This window comes from Alteromonas sp. DYW1, assembly GCF_059752595.1.
Map to the genome: position 1 here is coordinate 256994 of NZ_CM186038.1, position 22366 is coordinate 279359.

Genomic DNA, 22366 nt, shown 5'->3' on the forward strand with positions numbered 1-22366 from the left:
TGAACTACCCCTTAATAGGTAAAAACACGATATATGCGTCAGTCTATGTGTGAAGCCGCGTGCGAGTATGGTAATGACGAAGGGCATGCTCATTCCTCCGCCCTTTAGAAAAAGCAGACACGCGTTTTAAATAACCAATCACCCGAGTTCCGTGGTCTATGTCTTCTGAGCCGCATGATGGGCACACGTGTAAAGTGCGCTTGTCGATAGTTTCGCAAACATTGCAGATCGTAATCTTTACGTTCACACAAAAATAGTTACATCCTGCTTTCGCAGCAATATTAAGAAGATTTAAGGCGTTATTATAGGTTAACGTTTCCTCAAGATTGAGGTGAAGTGCTGAACCACCATCAAGGTATTGGTTTAACTCTCTTCCATGCAGGATAAACTTGTCAATATGTGTGGTATTTGTGTTTTCAACAAGATAGTGATAACTGTTGTAACAGTCTCTGTTAACCACATAGCCATCTTGTCTATCCCATTTGGCATTTTTGACTCCCAAATTTTCCGCAGGCACAAATTCAGTGTTGAACTGACAATTATAGTGCTTAGATGCAGCGCGATTTTGTTCGTAAATGACTTGCAGTTGAGTCCTGACAAAGTCTTTGTATCTTTGATTATTGCCAACTTCGATACCTACAAACTCTGCGGCTTCTGCCAGTCCGTTGACTCCCAGCGTTAAAAATTGCTTATCCAAACTAATGAAGCCCGCGTCATAAACAGGAAGTGCTCCCGCTGCTTTATACTCCTCGATGAGTCTACGATAAGCGACTTGATACTTGTGTATCTTCTGAACTTCAGTGCTTAAATCTCTGCCATCCTGAATTAATCGGTTCATATTAATCGTGATCACGTTAATAGAACCTGTCGATACACCCCCAGCACCCAAGCTGTAAGAAAACGTATTGTCTGTTATCTCATTGCGTAATCGGCAACAAGAGGCCAATGAATCGGCACTTTCGGATTGGTAAACAAAAAATGAGTTACCTTCACTCATCGCTTTAGCACAGGTCGCTGCAAAATTGATGTCTTTGACTTTCCCATCTTTTGTCAACATCGCTGCAGTGACCACTGGAAATGTGAGCACGGCCCGTTTACGTTCATCGTTAAACCACTCGAGAAAGAATGCTTGCAGTGATTCAATGTTCTCCCATTTGGGTTTACTCATGTCAGGAAACACAAACTCGCCAAACATTGAATCAAAGTAGTACTCGTCATAGAGCGATATGTTCCAAAATACACTTTGATAACCCCGCGCAGCCGCAGGTTGGTTTAGGGCATAAACGACATGCTGTAGATGGTTAGCTACCTCTTTTGCATGCGTATTCAGATAATTTTCTCCATAATCTCGACGCGCAAAATGGTCGAAGTAAATCAAGAATTCAACCGTGGCAATAGCACCCGCAAATTGCGCACTAATTGCAAATACCAAGTTTACGAAGCTGCCGCAGAAAGATTCTATATGTTGTGGTGCTTTAGATTCACCGCCAAGTTCAGTCAACCCATTTAAGAGAAATGGGTACATGGTAATTGAAGTGCAGTAAGGCTTTAGACTGGTTTCATCATGCACATAGATTTCATGTGCTTCTATCTGTCGCTGATACTCTAGTGCAAGTTCATGACCAAATAGCTCCTTAATCTTATTGCTCACCAATGCGCGGTTTACCTGAATAAAGTAGTCTTTCATCAGCTCGGCTTCAAGTGTGGCAATGTTTTTGTTTGTCACATTTGCGTTGGCGTCTAACTTCGCGCCATCAGCAGCGGTTTCAGCATTTAAGTAACTATCGATAAACTGCAGTTTTTGTTTTATATGTTTATCATCGAGTGTTAGCACACTTATTCTCCCAAAATTTATGGTTTAGTAATTCGCCTGTATTGACGTTTATTAGTTTTTGATTGGTCGACGGGGAGTCGAGTCCGCCAAGTGAAAAAATCCACTTGCCGGTTTTCAGGAATGACAGTTGTTTTTGGATTTTTGAGGATACTCTGGGTAGTCCAGTATAAAGACAGGTCTTGAGTTGTGATTGTCTGGCAATACGGAGCTTTTCAATAAGCGCGTCTGCATGCCATTCACCGCCAAAAAAGAGCACGCACGTTATAAATCCCTCGTATTTCTTTAGATATGCAGCAAACCGTTCATTGGTCAGTGATTCGCCAAGAGTGCAGTCCCAAATATCGTTGCTGTGGCAGCCCTCACACCGCAACTTACAGCCTGTTATCGTGAATCCAAGTGATACCTCATCAGGTACTTCTTGAAACAGTACTTGAGGTTCCAGTGAGTTAAAAAGGGGTTGCATTGAATAGCCCGCTAACTATATATAGTGCTATTTAACCACTAAATGCACTATATGTAGTATTGATCCAGATCAAAGCATACAGCGGATCATCATTTTTCCATCTTCTCACAAAACGCTTGGTTGCAAAAAATGTCTGGTAATTGAGCGCTTAACGCACTTCTATCCATTCGCACGAAAGCTACGTAGATATATCTTTACTACATCCCGATCACTTTTTCTGCTGCTCTAGCTACCCATGAGTCAAGAGCATCTCGCTCGTTTGTGATCTTGTTATCAGGGTGCCCCAAGTACTCCTTAACTGAAGTGTTCTGCGAAATAAACTGACGTTTCCAGCTCATTGCATTCAATCCTTCGTCCTTATATGCAGTCATTAACTCATCGAGAATTCTTTGAAATGTGATGGAGGTATCACCTGCGCGGAAAAATAATGTGGATAAGCTTTCAGTATCCAATGTCCCGTCCTTCTTCGGCTTACACGTTAATTCAATTTCTAATATTTGAATCGTCGTCGATTTGTCTCGCTTAACTACAGCATGGCAATATCGACGAGGCCTACCTCCAACCAAATGCTGGCTGCGACATCTTTTCCTCGGGACGTCTCCTATACTGCTCTGAATTTGCCACCCGTGCTCTTCCTGCAGTTTTTGCAGCATAGATTGAAAGAACACAATTTTTTCAGGTGCATCGATTAAGTCTGGAGGATCAAGATTGTCAACATCCGCCTTTGGTCCCTTTCCATTGTCACTCCCTTTCTTCAAGTTGGCTAATTCTTCAGGGGGTTGCTCCTGTAAATCATCCAAATCTGGTTCAGTTTGTGGTGGTAGCACTTTTACCTGCCTTGTGCTTCTTCTCGTGTCGAGTTCTACATCAAAGTGCAAGCCGCTTCTGCCTAACTTCAGCAAGTGTCTTTTTCTATTTGAGTTCGGTTTTGTGTCTGGATCCAGCTCTCTAGTATTTACGGGTGGTCTATTTGGTGGTTTAGGTTTCTCGTCACTATTTTCAGGGTCTTTGTTAAGTAAAAGGTGGTCATCTGGGTGTGAGAAAAAAACGACATCAAGGTCAGGTGCCTTAAGACCAGAAACAGACCTGATTTCACGAATAAACACCTGGTTTTCTTCAGGCTCTCTGCCCGTATAGCCCGCAAGTGAAATTTCGCAATGGCTCAAGTTTGGTGGTGTAAAATCAAATGTCCAACGATCTGCGCCGTTTTCAATAATTGAATTCTGATTAATTGATTGGAAAATCGAGCCGAAGCTATCTTGCGCGTCAGAGTCAAAGAGCAACCAAGTGAAGAATTTTCTGTACTGTAGGCTATTCATATACCTAACAGGGATATTCGTAGACAACTCAACGTTACCAACCCAATCTTCAGACCAGGACTTACCAAGTTGCCAGGTATTCCCCTGATAAACAGCAGCGCGCACCACTTCTGAAGAATGAAAGAAAAGCATGCGTGCGACTTCTGCTATTGGTAACCAATATACTTTTTCGTCAGTTTCGATTCTGTACAGAACGCAATTGTCGAATTGTTCTGAAAAATCATCGACACGTTTTAAGGTGCGAGGTAGTTGTCGAAAATCTACTTTTTTCCAGCTGTCCTGCTGAGGCAACATAACCGTTTCTGTCCATCCCTGAACCTTGTTTTCTGTTGATGTTCTTGGAAAGACAGTTCCGGGCACTAAGGCTGGTAATAGATCGATAGGCAAACCCTTCCTAAAATAACCGAGATCATCCCGGTAAAAATAACAAATGACTTTCCACTCTTGCCCTGGATTCTGATACCAATCTCCCAACAATATTAGCTTTGATTCTTTAGGTATTCCGCGAATTCCAATCTCATCAATATTAGACATAAATCGGGCTATCCTTAACTTTGTTCTAAACGTCGTATTTCGGCTTCAATCTTGGGGGTTACTAATTCTATTCGAATTGCAGCTGTTCTGAGTAAACGCCAACGTTTCACCTCAAGATCGTTCGATTTCATTTGTTCGTAAGCAATCCTCAATCTGTGGAGGTGAAAGTCTTCTACCGATTCTTCATGGTCAGTGAGCCATTGGCTCGTCGCTGGTAGATCAGGCAAATGTTTCTCAACTGAATTTGACCGGGGCAGTTCCTTAATGATTCGAGTTCTTGTAAAACGTGGTCTATTACGCACGTTAGCCATGACCTCATATACTGATTCAAGATGCGCAACGTTTTTTGAATCCCAATCACGGTAGTTAACGGCGTAGTGGCTTTGCGAATTTACTTTTCGTTTTGGCCGATTAGACATCAGCCAGCTCTTGTCGTTGCGATACAACCAAGCATAGATAGCACCACTACGCTCGGTACTTCTAAGCTCTTTAACGCCTGCGTTCGGGTGCTGCTTTAGCATACCTTCCCAACTCGCTCTGTATTCTGCAAAGTCGTCCCGTACTGTGACTTTTTTTCTAGAATGGTTGGGCACCAAAATTCTGTCAGGTAGACTGCGCACTTTTTCCAATAACTTAGTGACAGACAATTCGGGGACCAGTGCAGTGACAACAAGTAAATGGCGCAAAGGGTGAAATGACTTACGATGTTTTCGAAATAAGTTAGTCAGCCAGTAGTTGTTTTCTGAATAGTTAAATTGATTTTCAAATGTTGTTCCAGCCCATGTCCTCTGGAGTAGTCTATGTATTTCCTGATGGCGGATCCGGCTCTTGTTCACTAGACCAAGTTCAGCTGCTAAATTTCTGTAAAACAATGTCCAGCGATTAAAGCCAAGGCCTTTAGATTGAGAAGCCTTAAGTAATTGCTCGTACCGGGCATGCAGTGCCCTTTCGATATCTTTCAACTCTACATGTCTGATATCCGCATTCAATTTACTCTCGTTCGCCACATTAAAAAGATGTTTCTCTTTCGGATGGAAGGATATCGTTGAGTATTCCAGAAAGCATGAATGCCTCCCGCAAAACACCAAGGCTGGCAACTGCTGGATTCGCTGCCAATAGCACTCACCGAAAATCCTTCGCTGCTCTCTCAAGCATTGAGGGCAATATCGAAAATATTCCTGTTGTTTGACTGCACTGGCGGCAATACCAGATCGAGTATGAATGTCACCTCCTGAATCTGAGCACATGGAACGAATCGTTTTCATAGCTTGTTGCTGAGAGAGAAAAGGTAAATAAATTGGCGCCAAAGTGAATGAGTTAATAAGCTCCATCACAGTTGTCGGCCACACAAGTTGAATGTTATTAACCAGAGAATTCAAGTGGCTTGGTAAATCTGGGACAGCGACAGCTGTTGAAGAGGAAAATACTTCCCGGACAATAGCTTTTTGATTACCAGCTAAGCCAGTATGTTGCGCATACCGAGCAACCATGCTGTACAGTAATTCGTCCTGATAAGGAACAGGGAAGTAGCCAAGCATGCTATCCAGCCAGTAATTTATGGACAGGGTAAATAAGACCTTCCTCCTTCATCACCTCATACATAGGTCCTGATTTATCCGCATAAATCTTCCTGAGGTCCTGGTCAGAAAGTTGGCCCCAGCTGTCTCGTTTTGTATAGACTGGCTTTGAGTCATCCTTTGAACTTCTTGCCTCTTCTTTGCCCGTTTGTGTAAGCGCCGTTGTCGCCATTTGTATTATCTGAATCAAGGTAAGGTCTGGTTTTCTCGCCAATGCATCTGTAACGAGAGGCGTCGTAATGTCCTCGGAAATGCCCATTGAAACGATCGTCTGAATCGCAGAATTAGCGATGTTCGTCTCATCAGATTCTCCCAGTTCAATCCTTTTAGGTTTTTCTAGAGGTTGTGATACGAGCTTATCTATTGCGTTCATCATGCTACATTCAAGTTTTGGGAAAATGAGATCATTGCAATCTTCAAGCTCCTTCCTGTTGCCCGTCCGCAATGCATCAAGCAAAGGTTTAACAATTGAAAACTCATCTTCGAAAACTTGCTCGAAGAGTTCTGGAGATAAAACTTCGTCTTCTGGAGTGGATGCTAATAAGACGGCGCGAGCTTGGGCAAGACAAAAGAGTTTAACAACAATGTCAGGCACGCCTTGCGTCAACTCATACAATTTATTTGTCAGTGGCTCATTTCTCTCAACCTTATTGCCAAGCCACTGGTAAGGCCATAGTTCTTCAAGAAAATCTTCCCAGCTTTCATCCTTAGGCAATCTATCCCACACCAGACTTCCATCTCCACTTGCGCGTCTAGCCTGCCGGAACTCGCTCGCAAATAGCCGCAAAGCTTTGGGCGTACCAATAAGTACAACAGAGACTTCTACGACATTTACCAGCGTTACCAAAAAGTTGATCATTTTCTTCTCGCCACCGCTTTTCGCGAGACTCATATGCTGGAACTCATCGATGACAATTAAACCAATGGCGTGTATCAGGCAAAGATCAGCAACATCTGCCATCATTTTTGCTATTGTTGGTCGGCCGGATCCGTAAGTGCTTCGATAATCGAGATTAAGACGACGGTCTAGTGCGATAAAAAAGCTTAAGCAGAAGTCGGAAAGTGAACCATCATATGGGCAATCAACTTTAAGCCAGGGCACCTGGAGCATATGAAGGTCTGGATGATATATCACACGCGGATAAGTGTTCAGTACAAGGTTTGTCGTGGTTGATTTCCCCGCACCGGATATTCCTGCAATCGTCATAGATGAAGCAGGAGAGTCCACATCATCATGCATATAGGTGGTTAGATTTTCGTTCTGAATCAAGCCACGAATTGAATTTAGCTTTCGCTTGAATGTTGCGGTATTTGGGTTCCTATTAAGGTAGCTGCATCTGATCAGTTTAGACAGCTTATGCTCGATAATGATGTGGTTGGTTTGTGGAACAAAAAAATCTCGCGTTAAGCGGTTTATTGCATGAGTTCGAATGTGGCATGGTAAATTGATTTCTTAAGGTTGAAAGTGGGGTCTCTTTCTCAAGGACTTTTCCACTTCTATGGGGCTCATTATTACCGGAAGCGCCGCGATCAGCGGGTTTTCATCGTACTCAGGTAATCCTGTTTTTTTGTATTCTGCTTCAGGAAACCTAGTTGCTTTTGTATTAGTCATCTGATTCCCCGTCTTTCAATAGATCCTTCAACCGAGTCGGAAGTTTAAAGCTCTTTTGCTCAGCATTTGCACCATGAATCGGTGTTACAGTCGCCGAAGTACTTACAAAAGCCTTATTCCGTTCTGCTGTCTTATTGCTTCGTTCATACTGCCTTTCTTTACGTTTATTGTCTGCAATCCCTTTCGCTCTTTGCGCTTTCTCAGTTTTCGTATAATTTGGTTGATGCTGCTTGGATTCGTCTTTGATTTGCTGAAGTTCACTAACCAAATTAACCGAGCCTGATCGCTTCTTAAGTTTTGACGTGGCCGCTACATCCAATCGAATGTCCTGAATAACCCATAGTTCCCATATCGTTATATTGGCGTAAGCACGACTTCGGGACGTTAAGTTTGCAGGTATAAATTCAGCATACGAGTCAGAGGGGCGAAGGTAAATTGTATTCGTACTGTATAAGTCATAAGCAACGGTAACCGTTCGGGCTCCTCTGTAATTTTCTTCAAACCAACCCCATTCTAGCGCTTGTTTACAGCTGTAATAACAGCCAAAGAGCTTTAGACCATGTTCAGTCACAGTCGCATTTGTGTGAGGCAGCAGGTTTACCTTTACCAGTTGATGAGCAGGTCTTCTTAACATGCCTGTACGATATTCGATACCCCAGTTCCAAAGGGACAGTGGATTCGCTGGGAGCTTTTTCGGAATATCAGAGTCAATATCGTAAGTTCTAATAACATGATCATTATTATAGTGAAGCACTATCTTAATCATCATTTTAGTGAACTCTTTTAGAGTTAGTATTCCATCTTGCCGATAATCTTTACCATGGCGCTTCTTGCCAATTGGATTTTTGGTTACATAACCTTCAACAAATGGCTTCATTTTAGTCTGAACAGTTCGAAAATAGCGTTCTACAATTCCTTTCCAGTCAGCTCGGTAGGCAGGCGTATTTTGAATCTCGACGTGAAAAGCTTTACTGAGTACTTCGACATGTCGACCAAGCATTTCACCTTTATCTCCAATTATATGTTCTGGCAAACCCTGCATTGGCCATAAGTCAGGCGTGATATCAATGCCATGCTCTGCACAATAATCGACTTTATTTGCCATAGCATTTCCAAGCGCCTCCATTGCACTGACCCAGGAAGCATTTTCCAAGCCTATGTACATACCAACAATCGCTCGACTGAATACGTCTACAACAAAATACATAGTAGGTCGGCCAACTATTTCTGCGCGGTCCTGCTCTGACACAAGGTATACATCAGCTATGGTGGCATCAATTTGGTAAAGGTAGCCAGGGCCTGGCACTTCGGCTGTCGAGGTACCAATACTGGGACTGAAATCTTTCAGATAGTTAATTTCACCTTCACGCTTCTTGGTCACTTCGATCGATGTATATTCTTTCTGAAAAAAATATTTAAATTGACGCTCTGTTGGCACATTGATCAAGTCTTCCGGCGATGCTGGAATTTTAACCCCATAAGCGATCAATAATTGGTTGTACGCATAATCAAAGTCATATTTATTTTCGTTAAGGTAGCTTTTTTGAATAACAAGCCTGAAAAGAGATTTGACTTGCTCTGTGATCGGGACACCTTCGCCCAGATTACGTTTACGAATTGGTCCGTTTCTTTTCTCTTTAAATGTTTTCGGTTTTCCTCTCCCCCCACACAAATCATACCGGCCACTCAATGAATTCGCACACATACCGAATTGCCAATATTTTCGCAGCCAGCGATACAACGTTTGCTTTGTAACTTTGTTCTCTTCCATGATCTTACTCATCAGCAATCCACGGGCTTTCCTCTCATAAATACCGGGCTCCGATTTGACTATATCCTTGATAGCTCTCCATGCTTTTTGTTGTACTTCATCGGATTTCGAACCAGCCTTAGGTGCGCTCATGCTAATATTTACGTAAGGATCATTGATTACTTTAAGATCGGCTCTAGCCAACAAGTGTTCAAATTCTGATTTCCGTGTTATTTGTGGCAAGGCTCTTTCGTCATCTATATTTATCCAATAAATTACTTGCGGATTGCTCAAGAGTATCCTGATTCTTTGGGTATCCCATTGATAAACATCATTTGGCATGAACATAATTTGCCTCCTGATTTAACCAGTACTCTGACAGTTCTATATCCCTTGCTTTTAGCTTGGTGTGCAGTGTTCCGTGAATGTCCCAAAGAAAAGCGTGTTGTGCCGCTAAGTGTCTGAAATATTGGAGGTGAGCGCCGGGCTCTTGAGTATACTTGTCATCCAGCTCTCGCAACGGTACTGGCAATTTTTCCGCCGAATTGCCATCAAGCGCTTTGGCGATTCGTTTAAAAATGCTCATTCTCTCGGAGACCTCAAGATCATAACTGTGCATGTGAGGCGCTAACCAGCGGATATTTTTTACCGACGTAACTGGCACATCGTGTTCTGTAAATGCGTACCAAGCTACTTTTTCATTTTCCCAAAAGCGACGCTCAATCTCCTGCTTTTCTAGTGTGCGCTCATCCTCTAGATCTTCAGCATACTTGACTGAAACAGCATGGCTAACTAGAACTCCATCAATTTCCATATCAATTAAAAAATCAGTAGTCATAACCTGATATATCCCTTTGTATACGGGATGTTTGATTCCTAACCTTTTTGCAATATCAATTGTGGCTTCAGGGTTAAGAGGGAACTGCTCACGTATGTCGACCACAGCGTCATTCCAATCAAAAAGTAAAAATGCTGCAAGCTCAAGGTCTGAAAGTAGATGGACGATACGGTTATGAGTAAGAGCTGGACGGCGATGTACCCTTCCCTTGCTTGGAACATCTCGTACAGTTAAAAAGGGCTTATAATCCTTTCCGTAACCTTGGCCACGTTTTTCTTTTTGTAAGCGTCTCAGAATTGCGGGCTGAAGAAGACTCTGAATTTCTTTCGGGTAGGCGCTTAAGAAAGCGGGTTTCATACTCATATTGATAATCCGAGCAAGGCTATTAAGTCAAAGCATAGCTCGGATTATGTTAAGTATGATAGTTTTTTGCTTAGTATGATACTTTTTTGTACATATGATAGTTTTTTGTCAATCTACAAAAAAAAAGGGCCTTTCGGCCCTTGTTATTCTACGGTGACAGACTTCGCCAGATTCCGTGGCTGGTCAACGTCAGTACCTTTGATTAATGCCACATAGTAGGACAGTAATTGTAGGGGTACAGTGTAGATAATCGGTGCAATGGGTGCTTCACAATGCGGCACATTGATTACGCGCATGGTGTCGTCACCTTGGAAGCGTGCGTCTTTGTCGGCAAATACATACATGATACCGCCGCGAGCACGCACCTCTTCAACATTCGATTTCAGCTTTTCTAGTAGCTCGTTGTTTGGTGCAACAACAATCACCGGCATTTCATCATCAATCAGCGCAAGCGGGCCGTGTTTTAGTTCGCCAGATGCATAGGCCTCTGCATGGATATAGGAAATTTCCTTCAGCTTAAGCGCACCTTCCATTGCGATTGGGTATTGGTCGCCACGGCCGAGGAATAAGCTGTGATGCTTGTCTGCAAACTCTTCGGCCAGGTTCTCAATACCACCCGTTAGCGCCAGCGTTTCTTCTAACTTACTAGGCAAACTATGCAAACCCTTAATGATTGACTGTTGCGCAGCCTCATCGAGCCCATTGTGTTGACCAAGCGCGAGGGTCAGGAGTAAGAAGGCGGTTAATTGTGTGGTAAAGGCTTTGGTTGAAGCCACACCAATCTCAGCACCAGCCTTGGTCATGTAGGCCAAATCCGATTCACGTACTAACGACGAACCCGGCACATTACAGATCGTTAAGGTAGACATATAACCAAGTTCTTTGGCCAAACGCAGGGCCGCAAGAGTGTCGGCGGTCTCACCTGATTGCGAAATTGTCACAAGGAGGCTGTTAGGATGGACAACTGATTTGCGATACCTAAATTCCGACGCGATTTCCACATTACACGAGACATTGGCGTATTGCTCTAACCAATAGCGCGCGGTCATGCCAGCATGGTAGCTGGTTCCACAGGCGATTATTTGGACGTGCTTCACATCTTTCAGGATCTCGTCAGCATTATGACCAAACAAGTTGTCAGCGATCCCAGTTTCGGTCAACCGGCCTTGTAGCGCGTTACGCACGACGGTCGGTTGCTCGTGGATCTCTTTTAACATGTAGTGGCGATAGCCACCTTTGTCGCCTGCGTCATGCTCAACATTAGATTCAATGATTTCACGCTCAACAGGCTCGCCATTTACATCATAAATTTTCACATCACGGCGGGTGACTTCAGCGACATCACCTTCTTCAAGGAAAATGAAGCGACGCGTAACTGGCAACAATGCCAGCTGGTCAGAGGCAATGAAATTCTCACCCAAACCAAGACCTATAACTAACGGACTGCCTGAACGAGCAACCACTACGCGGCTTGGATCTTTAGTATCCATGATCACGGTGCCGTAAGCGCCATGAAACTTCTTGACTGACTGCTGTACCGCTTCAAGAAGACTTGACGATGATTTGAGCACTTCGTTTACCGTGTGTGCGATAGTCTCTGTATCCGTATCGCTGGAAAAGGTATAGCCCAGATTGGTTAATTCTTGGCGTAACTCAAGGTAGTTCTCAATGATCCCGTTGTGCACAACCGCAATACGTTCCGTTGAGGTATGCGGGTGAGCGTTGTCTTCGGTAACACCACCATGTGTGGCCCAGCGCGTGTGGGCTATTCCGGTACTGCCAATACTGTTATCTGGCGTGACCGCATCGGCAAGCTCTTGTACTTTACCAACGCGTCGAATACGACTAAGGTCACCTGCTGCATTGAGCAATGCGACACCGGCAGAGTCATAACCTCGGTACTCCAGTCGTTTCAGACCCTCCAGGAGGATTTCAACGACATTACGTTCCGCAACTGCTCCTACAATCCCACACATATTAATAGTCCTCGTTTGTTGCGCAGATGACTTCTACGCCGTGTTCGTTAATTTGTGAAACCGATGCCGCATCAATGGTGTCATCGGTGATAAATGTTGTAATACTCGACCAGGGCAATTCGACATTCGGGATCCGCCGATGCAATTTACTGGCTTCTGCCATAATGACGACGCGTGCAGAATTGGCTGCCATCACCTGACTTAAATTGGTCAATTCGTTGAATGTTGTCGTACCGCGTTTGCCATCAACGCCAGCAGCACCAATAAATGCCACATCAAAATCATAGGCCGAGAGCATCTTTTCTGCCATTTGACCTTGGAAAGACTGTGATTGAACATCCCAAGAGCCCCCACAGCACAATAGTTTCGGTGGCGTCTCTGATTGCGATAGGGTATTGGCAACGACTAGCGAGTTAGTCATTACTACTAAATCGCTGCGGTCAATTAAATAGGGTAGCAGGGCCATTACCGTCGAGCCGGAATCTAAAACGATGCGGTCGCCCGGTTGGATAAGTGTGGCTGCCTGTTGTGCAATGCTTTTCTTTCGACTCGAAACATTATCACTAGGTTTAATTTCGTTTTTGAGTTTTACCGCGCCACCAAACTGGCGCACAAGTTTATTGGCGGCTTCTAGTGTGCGTAGATCCTTTCGAATCGTAACTTCAGATGTAGCAAAGGCCTTCGACAGATCATCAACCGACACCCTGCCGTCGCGATCAAGTTGATCGAGGATCGATTGTTGTCGCTGTTGGGTACTCACTCGAGCCAAAATAAACACCGTTAGTTACGAAGTGAAAGCAATATACCTTTCAAAATGAAATAAACAAGTATTAAACCGAAACTTATGGTATTTTTTTTTATAACTTTTTGGAGGTATTAAAAAAGGCGCCGCAGCGCCTTTAAGGTAATAAGTGAAACGAATTTACTTTTTGGTTGGTCGCTGCCACCCATCAATATTGCGCTGCTTGGCGCGAGCGATGCTCAATTGGTTATCCGTGACATCTTTAGTCACTACTGAGCCGGCGCCTACTGTGGCTGTCGCACCGATATTGACAGGGGCGACGAGCGACGAATTGGATCCGATAAACGCGTTGTCGCCAATGGTGGTCTTGGATTTGTTAACGCCATCATAATTGCAGGTGATGGTACCAGCACCAATATTAGCGTTTTCTCCAACGACGGTATCGCCGAGGTAGGTCAGGTGATTGGCCTTCGAACCCTTGCCTAAGGTGGTCTTTTTCATTTCAACAAAGTTACCAACCTTGGCACCTTCGTGCATCACTGCGCCTGGCCGCAAGCGCGCAAATGGCCCAATGGCACATGATTCTCCGACTTTAGCATCTTCGATAATGGAGTTGGCTTCAATGACGGTGTTGTCACCCACTTCACAGTCGATTAACACACAGTTGGGGCCAACTTTAACGTTATTACCAAGGACAACGCGACCTTGAGCGATAAAGTTGATATCAATTTGTACATCATTACCTACAATCAGCTCACCCCGCACATCAAAGCGTGTTGGATCAGCCAATGATGCACCGCAGAGCATTGCGTTCTCGGCCTGCTCTAATTGAAAAGCACGTTCTAACGCCGCTAATTGCACGCGGTTATTTACGCCCTCGACCTCAAACACTTTTTCCGGGTGCGCAGCACGGATTTGTTTGCCTTCATTGGCGGCCATGGCAATGACATCGGTCAGGTAGTACTCGCCTTGTGCATTGTTATTGCTCAGTTGTCCCAACCAGCGTTTTAAATCCGTCGCTGGGATAACCATCATGCCGGTATTGATTTCTTTGATTTGGCGTTGCTCTGTAGTGGCATCTTTATGCTCAACGATGGCGGTTACGTTGTCGCCATCACGTATGATCCGACCCATCCCAGTGGCATCATCTAATTCAACCGTTAATAAGGCAAGATCAGCTTCTGCTTTCGCCGCGAGTAGGCGTTGTAATGTTGTGGGTTTGATGAGCGGCGCATCGCCAACCAAGATCAACACATCATCGCCCTCTTGCAGCTGATCAGCGGCTTGCTGCACGGCGTGACCGGTACCCAATTGTTCGGCTTGCAAACACCAGTTGATGTTCTTACCGGTTATGGTTTGTTTTAACCTATCGGCGCCATGACCATAAACCAAATTGATGCTATCAGCGCCGATTTGCTCTACCGTATTAATAATCCGTTGCACCATAGGTACGCCCGCAATGGGGTGGAGCACTTTTGGCAGTGCTGACTTCATCCGTGTGCCTTTGCCCGCTGCAAGAATAACTACTGATAATGCCATAATTAACTTCCTTTAATTCATTGCCGCGAAGTTTAGCGAACATTGACTAAATTGTCAGCGCTCAATTGCGCGGAACCCTAAGCGTGCTATTATCGAAAAGAGTTCTAAGTGGTGGCTACGTTGTCAACGTCATTTGGGGAGCAGTTGGTAAGTGAGTATTTTTAGAACACTACATCGCAGTATTTTAGTGCTATTTGCCGTTGTTATTCTGGCCATAGTTACCTTAGTGCATTTTAGCATCAGCAAAATTGTTGCTGAACAAAGCCGTGCACAACAAGCCTCCATGTCGCCAGCAATTGACTTGGTTGTCGACCAATTGATTAAGCCTCTACACATTGCTGAAACCCTCAGCAAGTCCCGAGAACTTATCGAATTAATGGATATCACAGAAGGTGAGTCTATCGATAAGACTAAAGCTTTAGCGATGCTGCAGCGCTTAGAATCCGAATTTGACATGATATTTTTTATTGCCAGTGAGCCGCAACGTAAACAGATCAACTCCGATGGCTCTGAATTAGACCTTATCGAAGGTGAGGTGAGTTGGTATTTCAAATATAAAGATGGGCCGCGCGATGCGGTGGCAGATATTGGTAAGTGGGAAGACACTCATTTCTATATTGACCTGAAAATTTACAATGATGAAGGTAAATTTCTCGGCTTTTTTGGGGTTGGTAAAGCACTCGATAGTTTTATCAGTGTGTTTGATACCTACAAGCGCGAACATGGCTATGATTTTATTTTTGTCGACACGAGTGACGACATCATGCTGTCATCAGATCCCGCCTTACTCGCAGAGAATTCACAATTTAAAAACTTAACCCAGTTACCCTGGTATGTAAGTTTAGATGAAGAAGTGAAAGCCAATAAACAGCTCAACAATTTATTAGTCACAGTGGCAGAACAAGACCATTTGATCGCAGAAATTGAGCTTGGACAGTTTGATTGGACCCTCTATCTATTAAGCCCTCTGAGCGCAAGACAAACCGAGATATCGCGAGGCTTTATCGCCAGCGTGGTCACCTTGTTAGTCGTCATTTTTGCGTTGTTCTTGGTTATCTACAACATTTTGTACTATTTCCGTAAAGACATGCACGGTAACCGTTTACAGATTACTCCAGCTCGCTTACCTGACCGTTTAGCGATTGAAGAAAAATACAACGAATTGATAGATAACAAACATACGGTCGCAGTGATTATCATCGATATCGATAATTTCACTAGTATCAATGATACCTTTGGGCGCAATGTCGGCGACGAAATTCTCGAAAGCTTTACGGGGTTTATTATCAGTCGAGTTCGTGAAAGCGATATTGTTGGGCGTTGGAGTAGTGAAGAGTTCATTATTTTACTGCCAAATACTGGCCCTCACGAGGCATTTGATATCGCTCAATCGCTGCGGCAGGGGATCGGCGACATTCAACCGCCCAATAACCATAAGGGTTTAGTGCTGTCGGCTTCCTTTGGCGTTTCTTATACTGCAGTGCCGCGACCGATGAATGAGGTTACGGCCAACGCTGATGATGCTCTCTATCAAGCTAAACGTGACGGCAATAACGTGGTACGTATGCAACTTGCCGATTAACAGGCTAGGCAACAGTTAGACGCTTTATTGATAACCTTTTTTTAAACGTTCCCAGATGCCGTTAGTGAGGGCGACGCCAATCACGATGCAAAATCCACCAATGTACACCGATAGTGACAGGCGTTCGGCCAAAAACACGGCGCCCCAAATAACCCCAAATAATGGTACAAGATAGGCCACAGTAATCGCCTTTGATGGTCCAATAGACGCAATTAAGTCAAAATATAAAATGTATGCCACGCCGGTGCATAGCAGCGCCAAGGCTAACGCCTGTGACCATGCGTTAATACTGATCGTTGCTTCTGGCCAGGTGTAAATCGCAATTGGAAGTAAGAATAGCGAGGCAAACAACTGACTACCTGCCGCGACAGCTAAAGGTTTAACACCCTGCATACGGCGCTTCATATAGCTCGCCGACAGTCCATAACAAAAAGTCGCTGCCAGTGCCGTCGCGATGGGCAAAATACCGACGTTACCAAAGGTTAATTTTGTCCAGCTGATCTGAATGACACCGGCAAAACCGATGCAAAGACCAATAAAGGCAGAACGAGGCAGTCGTTCGGATAACCATGTAAACGCAATAAGCGCTCCGAACATCGGCGCTGTGGCATTCAAAATTGAATTGTACCCAGCTTCTAAATGCAGAGAGCTGTAATTAAACAAACAAAAAGGGATTGCTGTATTTACTAAGCCAACAAAGGCAATATCACGCCAATGTTGAATGGCATCACGCCACTGCTTGGCCAAAACCACAAAAGGAATAAGAAACAACGTCGCTAAAACCGTTCTCACCTCGACTAATGCATAAACGCCAAACTCAGGGGTCGCGGTGCGCATAAAAAGAAACGAGGAACCCCAGATAGCGCCAAGTAGAAAGAGTTTACATGTACTGATTGATTGCACTGAGTTTAGCCTGCTTGTTGTTGGCGATGCCATATTGAGCAATCATGCTAGGATGATTTGCTACATTCGCCTAGTTTGATTAAGAAATACAGCAACAAAGATGACTTTTGCAAAGGTACTAACCAGGTTGTTGCTGTGCTTCTAATTGCAATAACCATGCTTTACGCTCGAGACCGCCCGCGTAACCCACCAAGCGCTTATTCTGACCGATAACGCGATGGCAAGGAACAATAATACTAATGGGGTTTTTGCCATTCGCGGCACCTACTGCCCGACAGGCTTTTGGATTCCCAATGGCTTGCGCGATATTACTATAGCTGACTGATTCACCATAAGGGATTTGTTGTAAAGCTTGCCAAACTTGCTGCTGAAACATTGTGCCTGTAGGTGCCAGAGGGAGCTCGAACTGCCGGCGTTGACCGGCAAAGTATTCCTGTAATTGAGTTAGGCCGAGCGTGGTAATTGCATTAGGTTGTGCCACACGCGCTTGCTCGACAAACAGTACCGATGTAATGGCCTCAGCCGTTGCACTGATTTCAAGCAAACCGATTGGAGTAGAAAGGTGTTCGTGAGCTAGCATGGGTTTATTCCGTTGTTGGGTGATTGGCGTGTTGCCACAGCTGCAGAGTGAGATAACTACGCCAAGGCGCACAGCGCTCGGGCTCAAGAGCCCTAGCCTTTAGCTGACGAGCAACAATCAAATCTGTAGCGAGAAAAACGTCGGGATCGGAAAAACCGCGCATACGAACGTAATTGTGCGTCCATGGACCGACACCTTTAACGGCTAGAATCGCCTCAGATGAAGGGGATATTTCGGCAGTATATAGTGCAGCTAGCTGTTTCAATGTGTGTTTACGCGCCGCTGGCATGCGCAGGACACTCTCGTCAAGATCACGAACCTCTATTGGTGACGGAAACACGGGGTGAGAAATTGAGTTGTCGCAGCTATGCAGTGCGTTGACAATGTAATGCAGTTGCTTGATTGCCGCGTTAACACTGATTTGCTGTCCAACAACCGCACGACAAGCGGCTTCAAACGGACTCCACACCCCTGGCAAGCGAAGCCCGGGCGTAATTTCACCTTCACTAAGTCCACTTGCGAGTAGACTTGCATGAATGACCAGAGGATTAGCATCCAGATCGAGGACGCGACGAATATTGTTAATAACGCCAATTAAATGAGTCAAATTGGTTAGACGTATGGTGACCTGAAAGCTATTTTTGTGTGGTTGATGGGTGGCGCAAATGTGCGCAACGTCACTGTCGTCAGTGATTTGAAAATAGCGCGAATAGCTGTGTGTAGTGACTTGCTCAAATGGCGCAATTGCGCGTAGAGCTAAGAAATTTCGTACTCCGTCCCAGTCATAAGGAGGGCGATAGCTCAATTCGATGCAAATTTCCTCACTGCTCTGCGCCGTGCGATTACGGCGTATTTGCGTAGGACTGATGGCTAACTTGTTGCGCATATGGGCTTGTAAGCTACGACTACTATTAAAGCCGACTGCCTGAGCAACGTCTTCTACGGACAACTGCGTTTGGTGTAACAGCTGCTTGGCATTTAGTAGCTGTGAGTGCAATTTAAATTGTTTGGGGCTGAGTTGCATATGGCGATGCAGCAGCTGGTGGAAATACCGTTCAGTGATCCCGAGTTTCTCGGCTATTGCGCTGACACTTAGTTCCGGTTGTTGCTGGAGTAAGTTTAAGCCGCGCTCGACGGTTGTATTAGTGCCTTTCCAAGCACTCGATCCTGGCGCACTGTCAGGGCGGCAACGTAAACAAGGGCGATAGCCCGCTTGGATGGCTTGTTGTTGAGTCGGGTAATATTCAACGTTTTTTTCTAAAGGCAGATTGGCAGGACATATCGGCCGACAAAATATCCCCGTTGATTTAACCGCAATATAAAACAACCCGTCAAACCGCGGGTCACGAGAGAGCCGAGCCGATTGGAATTGCGAATGCTGTGGATGCGGTGCCATAAGACGACTTATTTCAACTCTAATGCTGTGAGTTTAACGTATAATCGAACTGTTAATGCGAAGAAATCGGAAATCAATGCTGACGCGTCTTGATACAAATTTCCGCCGTGAAAATTTGCTTTCATTACCTCGCGACAACATAATCTACCTCCGCAGATTTCCGCATAAGGTTGTAGTTGAAAAACCATGTTGAAAAAGGTTTTGCCATTTTGGCCGCGATACAATGTGCTTACATCGCTTTTCCCTCGCCAATTAAGGGCGTTAGTTTTGGGTGGCGTGGCTTTGTTGTGTCTCAATGCCGCATATGCTCAGTCGGCACCTAAATGGTTTTCTGCTTATACCGCTGATGTCCAAGCGCGGGCCAATACACTCAATATTCCCGGCTATGCACTGGTTTATTATCAGCAAGGTGAACAACCTGTCATTGTCACTCAGGGTAAAACGCATCGGCGCGGGCAAGCGATTGATAAAGATACTGTATTTAGATTGGCATCCGTTTCTAAAACGTTCACGGGTGTACTGATGGCAAAACTGGTCGAGCAAAAACAGCTTAACTGGAACACTCAGCTAACCCAATTAGTCAATCAGCCTAACTTCAACACCCCGAACACGGCGACTATTCAGCTGGAACACTTGCTTGGCCAATCCAGCGGCTTTATGCCGAATGCCTATGACAACTTAATTGAAGCAGACTATCCCGTTAAGCGTGTCTTAGGTCAGTTGGCTGATTTAGAGCCATTGTGCGCCCCCGGTGATTGTTACACCTATCAAAATGCGCTATTTGGTACCTTAGAGCATTACTTCTCGAGTCAAAACACGTCCTATCACCGGCAACTGCAAACGCACCTTTTTACCCCGTTGGCAATGCAAAATGCCAGTGCAGGTAAAGGCGCACTGATGGGGGCAACAAGCTGGGCGCGACCGCACATAGCGATCGCAAAGAATCGTTGGCGTGAGGGAGTGGTCGAGAATAATTACTATCGCTTTGCCCCAGCAGCAGGCGTGAACGCGAGTATTCAAGACTTGTTAATTTATTTGCAAGCCATGCTAGCGGAATATCCAGCTGTGGTGACTGATAGCATGATTACCGAAGTGGCTAAGCCGCGAGTGCGCACGACCCGTGAACTGTATCGCCGTGGCTGGCGTGAACACCTTAAAGATGCGCATTATGGCCTTGGCTGGCGGATCTACGATTTTGCTGGGCACCGGTTGGTTTACCACGGTGGCTGGGTCAAAGGTTATCGCGCTGACATTAGCTTCTCACCTGATACTGGCGCAGCTTATGCCATGCTAATGAATGCCGAAAGTAACCTGATTAACTACACCACGGCAGAGTTTTGGGCTGCCTACTTTAAACACCAAGAGCAGCCCAAAGTTGCGGCGACAACCTCGCCCTAATTACTTGCTGGTTTTTAGGTAAGTGTAACCAGCCAGACAGTTCTCATAAAAGTCTGTCCAACGCACACCCTCACGCGGTTTCATGCCACCGCTAGCGACGTGTTTATCGATCAGCCGTTTTACGTCCGTGGCCATGGCTTGAGGGTTATATTGCATCACACTGAGTACATCATTCACGGATGAACCTTTGACAACCTCTTCAATATAAAAGTCTTGCGGGTCATCATCGTAACTAAAAATATGCACTTCATTAAGGCGCCCGAACAAATTATGCATATCACCCATAACATCCTGATATGCCCCGGTCAGGAATAATCCGACGTGATAAGGCTCACCTTTTTTCAATGGATGGACAGGTAATACATCGGCAATGCCACGTTCAATAGTAAACTGATCCAGTTTGCCGTCACTGTCACAGGTAATATCGACCAATGAGCAGTTAACCGTGGGCTCTTCATCCATGCGGGTTAACGGTACCACAGGGAGTAATTGATCGATGGCCCAGGTATCAGCAGCGGATTGGAAAACGGAGAAGTTACATAAGTATTGCGAGGACAAGTTATAATCCAGCTCTTGCAATTCTTCGGGCACAAAATCAACGGAGCGGAAGCGGTGTTGTAACTCTTCCATGATCAGCCAATACAGGGTTTCAATCTTGCCTAACTCTTCGAGTGAAACAACGCGCAGCTTAAACGCATCAACCGCCTTCTCTTTGTACTCAGAGGCATCATTGAACACTTCTTGTAAATTAGGGTGGTTATCCAAAGACTCATATAAATCACGGATATTACTAACCAAAATATGCTCGCCATCGACACGAGTAGTATCCATTTGAGCACTGTTGGAGCGGATCTCTCCTACTATCTCGGTGATCACGCAACTATGGTGGGCGGTTATTGCGCGACCACTTTCACTGACTAACGTCGGGTGTGGCACACCTTCAAGATCACAGACTTCCTTCATGCCGTATACTACGTCGGCTACATACTCATGCATGGTATAGTTGCGTGAAGAGTCATTGGTTGATTTACTGCCATCATAGTCAATGCCTAGACCACCGCCAACATCAACATATTCCAGGGCAAACCCCATTTTATGCAGCTCAGCATAAATACGTGCGCCTTCGCTAATCGCTTCTTTAACCGCACGAATATCGGTTAATTGGCTGCCGATATGGAAGTGCAACAGTTTAAGGCAATGGCCTAAGCCTTGTTCTTCCAAATAGCGTGCGGTTTTGATGATCTCAGTAATGGTAAGACCAAATTTTGCTCGGTCACCGCCAGAGCCCTCCCATTTACCCCGGCCCTTCACCGTCATTTTGGAGCGTACCCCAATGTTCGGTTCGATATTGAGCTCTTTGGCGATTTTAACGAGTAGTAAAAGCTCACTGTACTTTTCGACCACGACCATGACTTTGCGGCCGAGTTTAGTGCCCAGCAAGGCAAGACGCATAAATTCTTCGTCTTTGTAGCCATTTAGAATAGTCAGCGAGTCCTGGTTTGTATTGTAAGCAAGAACGGTAATCAATTCTGCTTTTGAGCCAGCTTCTAAGCCATAGTTAAACGGTTCACCGGCATCGACAATCTCCTCAACGACTTCGCGCATCTGATTAACTTTGACTGGGTAAACACCATTGTACTGGCCTTTATAATTAGCCTCTTTAATCGTGCTGTTAAAGGCCTTATTTAACGACTCGACTTGGGTTCGTAACACGTCGTGAAAACGCACAACGACAGGAAACTGCACGCCTTCTTGTTTTATTTCGTCAATAACCGCTTGAAAGTCAATGCGCATGTCTGGGTTTTCAGGATCTGGCGTTACTTGAACATTGCCATTTTCACCAATATGAAAATAGCCGCCACCCCAGCGGGATACGCCGTAAATGCGCTCGGCGTCTTCAATAGACCATTTGCTTTTCGCGTTCGACACTAGTGTTCCTTTATTAATTAATGCAGCTGAT

The 22366-nt window shown here is 45.0% G+C and carries 16 protein-coding genes; 2 read left to right on the forward strand and 14 right to left on the reverse strand.

The features are described 5' to 3' along the window. Nucleotides 1–43: 43 nt before the first annotated feature. The 10 genes from nrdD to glmU form a co-directional block, all read right to left on the reverse strand. Nucleotides 44–1834 (reverse strand): anaerobic ribonucleoside-triphosphate reductase, encoded by a 1791-nt coding sequence (nrdD, locus tag AC121Z_RS01180; protein WP_498125961.1) that lies wholly within the window; start codon nucleotides 1832–1834, stop codon nucleotides 44–46. Next, on the reverse strand, nucleotides 1818–2297 hold the full coding sequence (gene nrdG / locus AC121Z_RS01185; RefSeq protein ID WP_498125963.1) for an anaerobic ribonucleoside-triphosphate reductase activating protein: 480 nt from the start codon (nucleotides 2295–2297) through the stop codon (nucleotides 1818–1820). The genes nrdD and nrdG overlap by 17 nt, the downstream gene beginning before the upstream one ends. A gap of 197 nt (nucleotides 2298–2494) precedes the next feature. Continuing rightward, nucleotides 2495–4150, reverse strand: a complete 1656-nt coding sequence (locus AC121Z_RS01190; protein WP_498125965.1) for a Tn7-like element transposition protein TnsE — start codon at nucleotides 4148–4150, stop codon at nucleotides 2495–2497. 14 nt (nucleotides 4151–4164) lie between these two features. Further along, complete coding sequence (locus AC121Z_RS01195) at nucleotides 4165–5688, reverse strand: TnsD family Tn7-like transposition protein (protein ID WP_498125967.1); 1524 nt, start codon at nucleotides 5686–5688, stop codon at nucleotides 4165–4167. Nucleotide 5689: 1 nt separating this feature from the next. Next, complete coding sequence (locus AC121Z_RS01200; RefSeq protein ID WP_498125969.1) at nucleotides 5690–6967, reverse strand: ATP-binding protein; 1278 nt, start codon at nucleotides 6965–6967, stop codon at nucleotides 5690–5692. 364 nt (nucleotides 6968–7331) lie between these two features. Next, nucleotides 7332–9437: a TnsB C-terminal domain-containing protein gene (locus tag AC121Z_RS01205; protein ID WP_498125971.1), complete on the reverse strand. Its 2106-nt coding sequence runs from the start codon at nucleotides 9435–9437 to the stop codon at nucleotides 7332–7334. Then, a complete protein-coding gene (locus AC121Z_RS01210; RefSeq protein WP_498125973.1) occupies nucleotides 9421–10290 on the reverse strand; it encodes a TnsA endonuclease N-terminal domain-containing protein in 870 nt (289 codons plus the stop codon). Before AC121Z_RS01210 ends, AC121Z_RS01205 begins: the two co-directional genes overlap by 17 nt. A 143-nt stretch (nucleotides 10291–10433) precedes the next feature. Continuing rightward, nucleotides 10434–12266, reverse strand: coding sequence for a glutamine--fructose-6-phosphate transaminase (isomerizing) (gene glmS, locus AC121Z_RS01215; RefSeq protein ID WP_498125975.1), 1833 nt, complete (start codon nucleotides 12264–12266; stop codon nucleotides 10434–10436). 1 nt (nucleotide 12267) lies between these two features. Next, the gene (locus tag AC121Z_RS01220) at nucleotides 12268–13026 is read right to left on the reverse strand and encodes a DeoR/GlpR family DNA-binding transcription regulator (protein WP_498128114.1); all 759 of its coding nucleotides are present in this window, start codon (nucleotides 13024–13026) and stop codon (nucleotides 12268–12270) included. A 162-nt stretch (nucleotides 13027–13188) separates the two neighbouring features. Continuing rightward, a complete protein-coding gene (gene glmU / locus AC121Z_RS01225; RefSeq protein WP_498125977.1) occupies nucleotides 13189–14547 on the reverse strand; it encodes a bifunctional UDP-N-acetylglucosamine diphosphorylase/glucosamine-1-phosphate N-acetyltransferase GlmU in 1359 nt (452 codons plus the stop codon). Between the two features lie 151 nt (nucleotides 14548–14698). Between glmU and AC121Z_RS01230 the strand changes: the two genes are divergently transcribed. Continuing rightward, nucleotides 14699–16129, forward strand: a complete 1431-nt coding sequence (locus AC121Z_RS01230; RefSeq protein ID WP_498125979.1) for a GGDEF domain-containing protein — start codon at nucleotides 14699–14701, stop codon at nucleotides 16127–16129. 24 nt (nucleotides 16130–16153) lie between these two features. Here AC121Z_RS01230 and AC121Z_RS01235 read toward each other — a convergent pair whose 3' ends face one another. The 3 genes from AC121Z_RS01235 to AC121Z_RS01245 form a co-directional block, all read right to left on the reverse strand. Then, nucleotides 16154–16966: a DMT family transporter gene (locus AC121Z_RS01235; protein ID WP_498125980.1), complete on the reverse strand. Its 813-nt coding sequence runs from the start codon at nucleotides 16964–16966 to the stop codon at nucleotides 16154–16156. Between the two features lie 184 nt (nucleotides 16967–17150). Continuing rightward, the gene (locus tag AC121Z_RS01240; RefSeq protein ID WP_498125982.1) at nucleotides 17151–17612 is read right to left on the reverse strand and encodes a methylated-DNA--[protein]-cysteine S-methyltransferase; all 462 of its coding nucleotides are present in this window, start codon (nucleotides 17610–17612) and stop codon (nucleotides 17151–17153) included. 4 nt (nucleotides 17613–17616) lie between these two features. Then, nucleotides 17617–19008 (reverse strand): DNA-3-methyladenine glycosylase 2 family protein, encoded by a 1392-nt coding sequence (locus tag AC121Z_RS01245; RefSeq protein ID WP_498125983.1) that lies wholly within the window; start codon nucleotides 19006–19008, stop codon nucleotides 17617–17619. A 186-nt stretch (nucleotides 19009–19194) separates the two neighbouring features. Between AC121Z_RS01245 and AC121Z_RS01250 the strand changes: the two genes are divergently transcribed. Next, complete coding sequence (locus AC121Z_RS01250; RefSeq protein ID WP_498125985.1) at nucleotides 19195–20406, forward strand: serine hydrolase domain-containing protein; 1212 nt, start codon at nucleotides 19195–19197, stop codon at nucleotides 20404–20406. On the opposite strand, the gene speA is transcribed toward AC121Z_RS01250, so the two are convergent. Further along, nucleotides 20407–22335 carry a biosynthetic arginine decarboxylase gene (gene speA, locus AC121Z_RS01255; RefSeq protein WP_498125987.1) on the reverse strand — a complete coding sequence of 643 codons (1929 nt, stop codon included), beginning with the start codon at nucleotides 22333–22335 and terminating at the stop codon, nucleotides 20407–20409. Between the last annotated feature and the right edge of the window lie 31 nt (nucleotides 22336–22366).